This is a genomic window from Rothia sp. SCPM-O-B-18226 (M350), from assembly GCF_058213595.1.
Genome location: NZ_JBYQJS010000004.1, coordinates 65,915 through 77,308, shown reverse-complemented (window position 1 = coordinate 77,308; position 11,394 = coordinate 65,915). Strand labels below are relative to the sequence as shown.

Below are 11,394 nucleotides of genomic sequence, written 5' to 3'. Positions count from 1 at the left end.
CCGGGATCACCGGCGCATCCCAGAAAGAAGACCCATGACCGCGAACACCGCATACACCGCGACCAGCCACGAAGCGACTAAGAATAGCTTCAGCCGCCGTGCGCTCATTGGCGGTACCGCGGCCCTGGGTGCCGTCGGCCTGCTCAGCGCCTGCGGTAACGGTAGCGCAAGTGCTGAAAAGACTAAGGGTGCAGGTGCCGGAGCAAACATTGAAGACCTCTACAACATCAACGCTCAGGATGTGAATAGCCTCAAGAAGGGTGGCACCCTGCGCCTGCCGGCCGGCGCCATCGGCCCGAACTTCAACTTCCACACCCAGAGTGGTAACACCACCGATAATGTCAACGTCATGAGCACCATCAGCCAGGCGGGCCTGTGGAACCTCGACTTTGATGGTACCTACAAGCTGAACACCGACTTCGCTGTCTCCTTCGAGCACAGTACAAAGGACGACAAGGTCCAGGTGGCCATCAAGCTCAACCCCAAGGCTGTCTTCACCGATGGCACCCCCATCACCTACAAGGCACTCCAGTCCACCTGGAACGTCTTCAAGAGCCTGGATAACGGCTACAACATCGTTGCCACCGGCATCTACGAGTTTGTTGAATCCGTCGAAAAGGGCGATGACGACTACAGTGCGACCGTCACCTTCTCCAAGCCCTACTACCCGCTACAGAGCCTCTTCTCGGTGATTCTGCACCCCGCTCTGGAGGACGTCGAGCTCTTCAATAACGGCTTTGTGGATGCGCCCCACCCCGAGTACTGGGCTGGTCCCTTCACCCTGGCTGACAAGGGCTGGGATTCCACCGCGAAGACCTTCAGTGTGGTGCCCAATGACAAGTGGTGGGGCACTAAGCCCCTGCTGGACAAGATTGTCTTCACCCAGATGGAGTCCAGTGCTTCGCGCGCTGCCTTCAAGAACGACGAGATTGACGCTATCGGCGCGAACACCTCCTCCATTTACGCCGAGGTGAAGAACGTGGCCGGGACCGAACTGCGTAAGGGTACCCGCCTCTACGCCGGCGGTCTGGATATCAATCCGCGGCGCGTGAAGGATGCCGCCCTGCGTAAGGCTATCTTCGCCGGCACCAACCGTGAAGCACTCGCGAAGATTCAGTTCCAGGGCCTGCCCTACGAGGAAACCATCCCCGGTTCGATGATTCACATGCCCTTCTCGCCCTACTACCAGGATTCTTACCCGACCCCGAATAACAGCGTTTCGGAGGCGCAGAAGATTCTGGAGGCCGCCGGCTACACCAAGAATGGCGACTACTACGAGAAGGCTGGCGCGAAGGCCGGCTGCGCCGTGGTGGTCTTCGGTGACGATCCGACCACCAAGGGTAAAGCTCAGACCTTCACTCAGCAGATGAAGGATGTCGGTATCGAGATCCGGATTGACCAGCACGCCGATAGCGAGTTCGCCACCGTTCTGGGCAACTGGGACTACGATATTTCCTTCAGTGGCTACTCGGTCTCTAGCCCGGATGCCACCGAGGGCACCAAGCAGTTCTACTACTCTGAGAACAATGAAGGTATCGGCAGTAAGGAAATTGACGCCCTCATCGACGCCATGACCCTCATTGAGGATGACAAGGAACGTAACCTTGCCTGTAACGAGATTGAGAAGAAGCACATGGCTGAGTTCGCCTTCCTGGGTACCATCACGAACGGTCCTGACTTTGTGATGGTCAAGAAGAATCTGGCTAACTACGGTCCGAGCCTCTATAAGACTACGGACTGGACCGCTGTGGGTTGGATGAACTCCTAAACGGTTCTGCCCTATGAGCGGGTCGAATGTGTATGCGCACATTCGGCCCGCTTTGTTGTGCCCGCTGGCTATTTCTGGAGGCGGGGGAGGGGTTGCTGTGTGGAGGTGTAGGGCTCAGGTAGTGTGCTCTGGCGGTGTGGATATATGCTCGGGCGTAATAATTAAGAAATATTTATCGTGTTGCGCACCTGTAGTGACGTGTGTGGTGTACACTACTAAAAATATTAAATGTGGTTTAGGGCATAGCTTTAGGTCACATTATTTTACATGGCTTCACCTGCCCGCCCCATCACCGCAGATAGCAGGCGCTCCCGCAGACGGAAAACCCGCCTCCAGAGCACGCGAGCCACCCACTCTACACTGCAAACACTGCATCAGCGCAGTCCACACCCACAAGGAGCCCGTCATGAGCCCCCAGCCCATCCCCTCCCTCTCCGGATTCAACCCGATCATGAGCCGCCGCGTACTGTTCGGCGGCGCAACCGCCGTCGCTGCTGCCGGCGTACTGAGCGCTTGTGGCTCCTCGTCCCCCAAGACCGAGCACAAGGCAAGCGAAACCCCGTTCTATGAAATCAACGAGCAGGATGCCTCGAAGCTCAAGCAGGGCGGTACCCTGAACCTGAGCACCTACTCTCTTGGTCCGGACTTCAACCGCTTCTCCCAGAATGGCTCGAGCACCTCCGTCTCCGAAACCATGGGCATTATCGCCGGTGCCGGCATCTGGCGCAGCACCTTCAAGGGTGAAGACGAGCTCGACCCCAACTACTGCCTCGGCTTCGAAGCTAAGGAAGTAGACGGCAAGATTACCGCAGAGGTTCGCCTGAACCCCAAGGCAGTCTTCAACGACGGCACCCCCATCGACATCGACGCCCTCAAGGCAACCTGGCAGATCCAGCGTGACCCCGAGGGTGAATACAAGATTGGTGCAGCAGGTATCTACGAATTCATCGAAAGCGTTGAAGCTATCGATGGCGACCGCTACCACGCACGCGTTGTCCTCAAGACCGCACACAACCCCGTCAAGGGTCTGCTCTTCGGCGGAATCCTGCACCCGGCAATGCTCGACGTCACCCTCTTCAACGAAGGCTTCGTGGACAACCCCCACCCCGAGCTCGGTTGCGGCCCCTTCACCCTGGCACCCAACGGCTGGAACTCCTCCGAGAAGACCTTCACTGCTGTGCCCAACGACAAGTGGTGGGGTGAGAAGCCCAAGCTGGACCGCATCGTCGTGCGTGAAATGGCAGACGCCGCAGCACGCGCCGCCTACAAGAACGGCGAACTGGACGTCGTGGAATCACGTACCCTCAGCGCCTACAACGAGATGAAGGACGTTGCGAACTCTGAAATCCGCCGCGGTCGCCGCCTCTTCGCCGGTGGTATGAACCTGAACGCACAGCACATCACCGATGTTGCTGTCCGTAAGGCAATCTTCCTGGGTATCGACCGTGGTGCTCTGGCAAAGATTCGCTTCCAGGGTCTGCCCTACGAAGAAGAAGTTCCCGGCTCGATGCTTCTGTTGGGTTCCTCCCAGTACTACCGCGACAACTACCCGGCACGTAACCCGGAGGAAGCACGCAAGGTCCTGGAGAAGGCAGGCTACACCAAGTCCGGCGACTTCTACGCGAAGGACGGCAAGACCATCACCCTGAAGCTGACCACCTTCGGTGATGATGCCACCACCAAGGGCCAGGCACAGACCTTCATTCAGAGCATGAAGGAAATCGGCATTAACTTCGAGCTCGATTCGCGTGCACAGTCTGAATTCTCGAAGGTTGTTGGTAACCGTGAGTACGACGTAAGCATTTCGGGCTTTGGCGTAGGCTCCGAGCCGACCAGTGCTGCCGAGTACTTCTACCACTCCAAGAACTGGGACGGCGTCGGCACCCCCGAAATTGACGCTATGGTCGACGAGATGGTCACTATCCTCGATGACGCTAAGCGCGCCGAGAAGTGCAACGAAATTGAGAAGAAGCACATGAGCGAGGTTTGCCTCTTCATCCCGTTCCTCAATGGTCCGGACTTCAAGGCATGCCGCCCGAAGCTCGCTAACTACGGTGCGTTCCTCTTTAAGAGCCTCGACTGGTCTACGGTCGGCTGGATGGCATAAGCCGCAGTTTTAAGCTCCCCGCCCCTATACGTTTTCGCAGTGTCGTATAGGGGTGGGGAGCTTTTTCTTGTGGAGGGTTTAGTGCGCTTTAGCTGCCCCGACGCTGTGCTTGTGACTTGTAACGATTCTCAAAGCACCGGGCGTGACGCGCTCGCGCGCCAATGCGACATAATATTTCATTTTTTAGTTTTCGTACGCGGCTTCCGCGTGATGATGCGGGTTTAGGTGCTGAACCCGTGATTTTTAGACGGTGTATAGTTCTTCCACGGATTGGACTGTGGTCTGCGTCGCTTCTTTTGGGGGTATACTGTGTTTCAACCACAAACAATGTGGGGGCTCTCACAAGGGTGATGGGCGGGAGCTTCGGCGCTCCCGAAAAATCGGCGCACAACATGGTGCGCTATATCGAATAGCACCCGAGCCCTCCGGCATGAGGAGAATACATGACTCATCTACGTATTAATCGCCGTACCCTGCTGACCGGCACTGTTGCCCTGGGTACCGTCGGCCTGCTCGCTGCCTGCGGCGGCGGCTCTGACAAGAAGATCAGCGGTAAGGCTGCATCAAGCACCGAGGAAATCGTCAAGAACCTCGAAATCAACAAGCAGGACCGCTCCTCCCTCAAGCAGGGTGGCGAGTTCCGCGGTAGCGTCTCTGCAGTCGGCCCGAACTTCAACATTCTGACTCAGAGCGGCTACACCACCGAGAACCTCACCGCATTCGGTGGCGCCTGCAACATCCCCTCCGCTATCGGTTTCACCTCCCTGAGCCCTGCCGGCGAATACAGCCTCAACGACGACTATGTCTCCGATTACAAGGCAGAGACCGTTGACGGTGTGCAGACCATTACCTTCAAGCTTAACTCTAAGGCTGTCTTCAATGACGGCACCCCCGTTGACGTTGAGGCAATCCGCGCCGCGTGGACCGTCTATCGCAACCCCGATGACGGCTACAACGTTATCGCCGCTCCCTTCTGGCAGCAGGTGGCGTCCATCGACCCCGTGGATGGCGACAAGACCCGCGTCAAGATCGTGATGTCCAAGCCCCTGTACCCTGCCGAAACCCTCGGCCTGCTCGGTCTGCACCCCGCACTGACCGACAAGGAGCTCTTCAACAACGGCTTCGTGAACAAGCCCATGGATCAGTACTGGTCCGGCCCCTTCAAGCTGGGCGAGTGGAACTCTTCGGCTAAGACCCTCACCCTCGTTCCCAACGACAAGTGGTGGGGTGAGAAGCCGCTGCTGGACCGCATCATCTGGCGTGAAATGGGCGACGAGGCAGAGCGCGCAGCGTTCAAGAATGGCGAGCTGGACAGCATTGGCTTTGCTGGCCTGGCAACCTACAACGCTGTCAAGGGTCAGCCCGGTGTCCAGATTCGCTCCGGTCAGAGCGTCGGCGTGATCAACCTGCAGTTCAACCCGACCCGCGTGACCGACACCGCCCTGCGCCGTGCAGTCTTCGCCGCGGTTGACCGCTCCCAGCTGGCTAAGGTCAAGTTCGGCCAGATCAACTGGGAAGAGCCTCTGACCGGCTCCCTGATTGCTATGCCCTTCCAGAAGGGCTACCAGGACGCTATGCCCACCAACCCCGGCCCCGAGGCTGCGGCAAAGATCCTGGAAGCAGCAGGCTACTCCAAGAATGGCGACTACTACGCCAAGGATGGCAAGACTGCAGGCTTCTCCATCACCTACTTCGGTTCGGATGCAACCTCTCTGGCTCAGTTCCAGAACCTCGAGCAGCAGCTCAAGGCGGCAGGTATTAAGCTCGAGCAGGACAACCAGCCGCAGTCCCAGTTCAACTCCGTGATGGGTGCTAAGCAGTACGACTGCGCCTTCTCCGGTTGGGGTATTGGTGCTGACCCTGCAGACAGCGTTCAGTACTTCTACACCAGCGAAATCAACGAAGGTGTGGGTGATCCCGAGCTGGATAAGTTCATCGCGTCCATTTACGAGAAGGAATCCCATGATGAGCAGCTGAAGATGGCTGCTGAGGCTGAGAAGCAGCACATGGAGAAGGTTGCTATTTACTTCCCCTACGGCAACGGCCCCAGCTACGCAGCTGTGAAGGAGAAGCTGGCTAACTACGGTCCTTCCCTCTTCGCAACCAGCTACACCGACCCCAAGCGCTGGGTCAATGTGGGTTGGCAGAACTAAAGCCACAGGTTAATTTTCTGGATTTCTATTCGGTAGTTTCTGAATTTTTGGAGGCGCCGGCATAAGACTCCGGAAGGGTAAAGTCCCGCGGTATTCCGCCTAATGGGCGGGGTACCGCGGGACTCTTTTGTTTCTCGGGGGAGGGTCGGCTGAAATTGAGGGAAGAAAAGTTTCTGCTGAAATATTTCCCGTAAAAGATGAGGCGGGTCATGCCGTATGGGTTTTGTGTGTATACTAATCCCAATGCAAACGTGTGTTCCATCATAGATGTGCATCACGAGTATGCGGGGTGGGTTGTGTTCCCCCACCCTCAGATTGTCGAGATGGCGCCACGTTTCAACACTCATCCCGGGCCGGGAGCGCATGGTACCTCACGTGCGCATCCCGGTCCTCAGACAAGGACAGATCATGACCACTTTCACCCTCAACCGCCGCGCCCTGCTCACCGGCACCGTCGCCCTGGGCACCGTAGGCCTGCTCGCAGCCTGCGGCGGCAACTCCTCCAAGACCGAAACCAGCGCTCTCTCCGCGGGCGACGACCTCTCAAAGGCAGTCTCCTACAACGAGAAGGACCGCTCCGCCCTCAAGGACGGCGGCGAACTGCGCCTGAGCGCTGACGGCATCGGCCCGAACTTCAACATCCTCAACACCAACGGCTACACCGCCGGCAACCTGAACATTCAGGCAGCCATCAACTCCGCCTTCACCGGCGGCTTCTACGCCGACTTCCGCGGCGAGTCGCACATGAACGAGGACTACGTCACTGAGTACAAGGCGCAGACCGTTGACGGCGTGCAGACCGTGACCTTCAAGATCAACCCCAAGGCAGCCTTCAACGACGGTACCCCCATCGACGTGAACGCCGTCAAGAGCTACCAGACCATCTACACCGCCGCGGCATCCGGTTCGGACTACCAGATCACCCCCTCGCCCATCTGGGAGCAGGTCGCAAGCGTCGAGGCTGTGGACGGCGATACCCGCCACGTGAAGGTCACGATGTCCAAGCCCTGGTACCCCATCGAAGGCAGCTTCACCTCGTTCCTGCACCCGGCATTCGCCGACCCCAAATTCTTCAACGACGGCCTGAACGACAAGCCCCTCGACCAGTACTGGGCAGGCCCCTTCAAGGTCGGCGAGTGGAACTCCTCCTCCAAGGTGCTCACCGTCGTCCGCAACGACAAGTGGTGGGGCCAGAAGCCCGCCCTCGAGCGCATCACCTGGCGTGAAATGAGCTCCCAGGCAGAGCAGGCAGCCTACAAGAACAACGAAATCGACTACGTGGACGCCAGCACCCTCAGCTCCTACAACGAGCTCTCCGGCGTGGCAAACACCGACATTCGCAAGGGTAGCGCTCTCAGCGTGGGCAACTACGAAATCAACCCCGAAAAGGTGCCCCTGCCCGTCCGCCGCGCATTCGTTGCAGCCCTCAACCGTGAGCAGCTGCAGAAGCTGCGCTACGAGAAGCTCGGCTGGAAGGAAACCCTGCCCGGCTCCATGTGCATGCTGCCCATGCAGGAAGGCTACCAGGACAACTACCCGACCAAGCTCGGCAAGGACGTCGCCACCAAGATCCTTGAGGACGCAGGCTACACCAAGTCCGGTGACTACTACACCAAGGACGGCGCTAAGGTCTCCTACCCGGTTATCACCTTCGGTAGCGACCCGGTTGTCAGCTCCACCGCCCAGTTCCTGGTGCAGCAGATGAAGGAGGTCGGCATCGAGCTGACCATCGAGAACCACGGTGCCTCCGAAATGTCGAGCATCATCTCCTCCAAGAACTTCGCGATTAAGACCGGCGGCTACGGCATCACCACCTCCCCGGTGGATGCGGCGAACTACTTCTACATCTCCGAGACCAACAACGGTCACGGTAAGGATCTGGACTCGCTGGCAGCAACCATGATGTCCACCGAGGACCCGAAGGAACAGCTCAAGATCATGAACGAGCTGGAGAAGCGCCACCTTGACGAGGTCGCCATCTACGTGCCCACCCACAACGGCCCGAACTTCAAGGCGTGCCGTAAGGGCCTGGCGAACTACGGTCCGATGCTCTTCGGCCTGCCCTACTACAACCCGAACGTATGGATCAACGTCGGTTGGGAGAAGTAAAAATCTAAGCGTTGAGCACTGCTCACACACTCCATAAGGGGTAAAAGCGCTACAGCGGCGTGTTACAGAAGGATTAAAACCTTCTGGAGCACGCCGCTTTCCCGTTCCTCAGAGATTTGCACGGATATACTTAAAACAAATGCGGGCATTCTGCCTGCGACCCCGGCAGAGACTGTCCTCCCGCCGGGTTGGAGTGTTAGTTGCGCACCGTTCGCGCGCCGCCTCCACAACACTGCGAATACTCTAGGAGAAATTCCATGAAGAGCATGTCTGTCTCTCGCCGTACCCTCCTGACCGGCACCGTTGCCCTCGGCACCGTTGGTCTACTGGCTGCCTGCGGCAGCTCGAAGGAAAAGGTTGGCGGTAGCGCCGCTAACAACGCTGAAGACATTCTGAAGAACCTTCAGGTCAACAAGCAGGACCGTTCCTCCCTCAAGCAGGGCGGTACCCTGACCCTCGCGGCTACCGCCCTGGGCCCCAACTTCAACCTGCAGACCCAGAGCGGCTACACCTCCAGCAACCTGGACGCACTGGCACCCTGCAACATCGCTGCAGTCATGGGTTTCTACACCATGAGCCCCGACGGCGAAGGTACCCTCAACACCGAGTTCTGCACCGAACACAAGACTGAAACCGTCGACGGTGTGCAGACCGCAACCTTCAAGATCAACCCCAAGGCTGTCTTCAACGACGGTACTCCCATGGACGTGAAGGCTGTGCAGGCTTGCTGGAAGGTCTACAGCGCAGTCACCGACAACCCCTACCACATCACCGATAACCAGATGTGGCAGCAGGTGGAAAGCATCGAGGCAGTGGACGGCGACGACCGCCACGTCAAGGTCACCATGAAGACCCCGTACTACCCCTCCGAGGGTCTGTGCGCCTTCGCAATTCACCCCGCTCTGGAAGACGTCAACCTCTTCAATGACGGCTTTGTCGACAAGCCCCTCGACCAGTACTGGGCAGGCCCCTTCAAGATTGGTGAGTGGAACTCCTCCCAGAAGGTGCTCACCCTGGTCAAGAACGACAAGTGGTGGGGCACCCCGGCTCTGCTGGATCGCATTATCTGGCGCCAGATGGACTCCGATGCAATCCGTGCAAGCTTCAAGAACGGCGAACTGGACGCCTTCACCTTCGTGGGTGCAACCAGCTACAACGCTGTGAAGGGTCAGGCAGGCACCGAGATTCGCCAGAGCCAGAACACCAACGTCAACATCATTCAGCTGAACCCCAAGCGCATCGAGGACCTGGCACTGCGCCGCGCAATCCTTGCTTCTGTGGACCGCGAGCAGATTGCTAAGGCATACTTCTCGCAGCTCGGTTGGACCGAGCCGCTGCCCGGCTCCATCATCGCAATGCCGTTCCAGAAGGGCTACCAGAACAACTACGAGGGTGAGTCCGGCGCCCAGGCAGCCGCCAAGATTCTGGAGGCCGCAGGCTACTCCAAGTCCGGCGACTACTACGCTAAGGGCGGCAAGACTGCCAGCTTCGCCCTGACCTCCTTCGGCTCCGAGGCTGTCTACCAGGCTGTCTACCAGATCCTGGAGCAGCAGCTGAAGTCTGCAGGTATCCGCCTGACCTCCGACAACCAGCCGCAGTCGAACTCCAACTCCGTGCTCGGCCAGAAGAGCTACGAAGCAATCTTCACCGGTTGGGGCGTTCTGCCCGACCTGGCATCCTCGGCACCCTACTTCTTCACCACCGAGGTGTTCGGAGTCGGTGACCCCGAGGTTGATAAGCTCATCGAGAAGCTGCAGAACACCGAGAACGATGGCGAGCGCATCAAGATCGCCAACGAGGCTGAGAAGCTCTACTACGAGAAGGTCGCAGTGTACCTGCCCTACGGTAACGGCCCGATGTACGCCGCTGTGAAGGCAAAGGTTGCGAACTACGGTCCGTCCCTGTTCAAGCAGAGCTACACCAGCGCTGACTACTGGGTCAACGTCGGCTGGCAGGAATAGAGTAGGCGAGAGTAATACCGTTTCAGGTAATGCTCTAGTCATCCTGTAGGACTCAAAATCCCGGGTACTCTCACAAGAGAGTGCCCGGGATTTTTCTGTTCCCCTTGTTCTGTGTCCTTCAGCGGGACACGTTAGCAGGATATGTAATTACAAAAACTGAGGGAGGGGAGTGCCGCCCTAACCGGTTGCTACCACTCGCCCATGTACAGGGAACGCTCCTGCAGGTACCTCAACAGGTTCGGGTTCTGCCGCAGATAGAAGATGCGGTAAATGCCGCCTCCAGCGACAATAAAGGCCAGCGGGAATCCCAAAATCACGAGGACGCGGCTCATATTAGCTGGCAAATCAAAAGGAGCGCCGCTGGTTGCGACCAGCACAATCCACAGAGAATATCCAGCGCAAGCTATCGGGGTACCCCACATTCCGCGCACCAGCCAGCTCACCAGCGTCACCGCAATGACCCACGCGAGTGCCAACGTGAACTGATGCCGCTCCGCGTGAGCCCAGGGGAGAGCCCCCACGAAGATAATTGCGGGGATGCCGAGGTAACCGGGGATATTCAGTGAGGCAAGAATGTTTACGCAAAAGTAGCCCAGGAAAATAGCGCTCAACGACGAAGACAGGAACAGGTGCAGGGGTATCGTGCCGTCGCCGCTATAGGCTGCGGTGGGGCCTGCATACACGGTTTCAAACATGAGGGTTAGCGGAGTCATCATGTATTCAATCCAGACCACCAGCGCAAACGCACCGAAAATGCCGAGAGCCTGCATCAGCGCAATCAGCCGTGAACGCGCATCGTGAGGAATGGTGAAGCTCTGGCCCTTCGCCTTGACTCCGCAGACATGAACGACAGCTACCATTGCCGCGATGCACAGTACCCAGCGCAAGAGGACGCCGGGCAGCTCAGGAAGACCGCCGTAAGCCCCCGTGGCGGGGTTACCCCAGGCTCCGGGGAGCAGCGTAATAGCGTGAGTACCCTCGGGGAGGCTGGTAGAGGAAGCAAGCCGGTGCGGCTCATAGATAACCCACCACAGAAGGCAGGCTGGAATCAGCGCGGAGAGCTTACGCAACAGAACCGGAAACGGCGCGGAATCGTAGACGAGCGCCTCAAGATTGAGCCGGCGCATCAGCCGTCGAACAGGAGAAAGAGCATGCAACTCTTTTTGCTGCTCTTCCCACACCCCGGTATCCCATGTCCTAGTATCAGAAGACATCATCGTACTCCCTATCACGTGAGAACTTCCTTGTTGAGCTTATTATCACATTAGCAGAAATACCCCCCCCGGCCAGTGCCTA

At 58.2% G+C, this 11,394-nt stretch carries 6 protein-coding genes; 5 read left to right on the top strand and 1 reads right to left on the bottom strand.

The window, feature by feature from the left end; all coding sequences use genetic code 11:
• The first annotated feature begins 34 nt into the window (after positions 1-34).
• The 5 genes from AC3E6W_RS07170 (at position 35) to AC3E6W_RS07150 (ending at position 10,098) form a co-directional block, all read left to right on the top strand.
• The gene (locus AC3E6W_RS07170) at positions 35-1,768 is read left to right on the top strand and encodes an ABC transporter family substrate-binding protein (RefSeq protein ID WP_070679676.1); all 1,734 of its coding nucleotides are present in this window, start codon (positions 35-37) and stop codon (positions 1,766-1,768) included.
• Between the two features lie 406 nt (positions 1,769-2,174).
• Positions 2,175-3,875 (top strand): ABC transporter family substrate-binding protein, encoded by a 1,701-nt coding sequence (locus AC3E6W_RS07165; RefSeq protein WP_490652715.1) that lies wholly within the window; start codon positions 2,175-2,177, stop codon positions 3,873-3,875.
• A gap of 443 nt (positions 3,876-4,318) precedes the next feature.
• Positions 4,319-6,028, top strand: coding sequence for an ABC transporter family substrate-binding protein (locus AC3E6W_RS07160; RefSeq protein ID WP_490652714.1), 1,710 nt, complete (start codon positions 4,319-4,321; stop codon positions 6,026-6,028).
• 408 nt (positions 6,029-6,436) lie between these two features.
• Positions 6,437-8,137 carry an ABC transporter family substrate-binding protein gene (locus AC3E6W_RS07155; protein ID WP_049342725.1) on the top strand — a complete coding sequence of 567 codons (1,701 nt, stop codon included), beginning with the start codon at positions 6,437-6,439 and terminating at the stop codon, positions 8,135-8,137.
• Between the two features lie 257 nt (positions 8,138-8,394).
• A complete protein-coding gene (locus tag AC3E6W_RS07150; RefSeq protein ID WP_490652713.1) occupies positions 8,395-10,098 on the top strand; it encodes an ABC transporter family substrate-binding protein in 1,704 nt (567 codons plus the stop codon).
• 188 nt (positions 10,099-10,286) lie between these two features.
• Here AC3E6W_RS07150 and AC3E6W_RS07145 read toward each other — a convergent pair whose 3' ends face one another.
• Positions 10,287-11,225: a dihydrodipicolinate synthase gene (locus AC3E6W_RS07145; RefSeq protein ID WP_490652711.1), complete on the bottom strand. Its 939-nt coding sequence runs from the start codon at positions 11,223-11,225 to the stop codon at positions 10,287-10,289.
• Between the last annotated feature and the right edge of the window lie 169 nt (positions 11,226-11,394).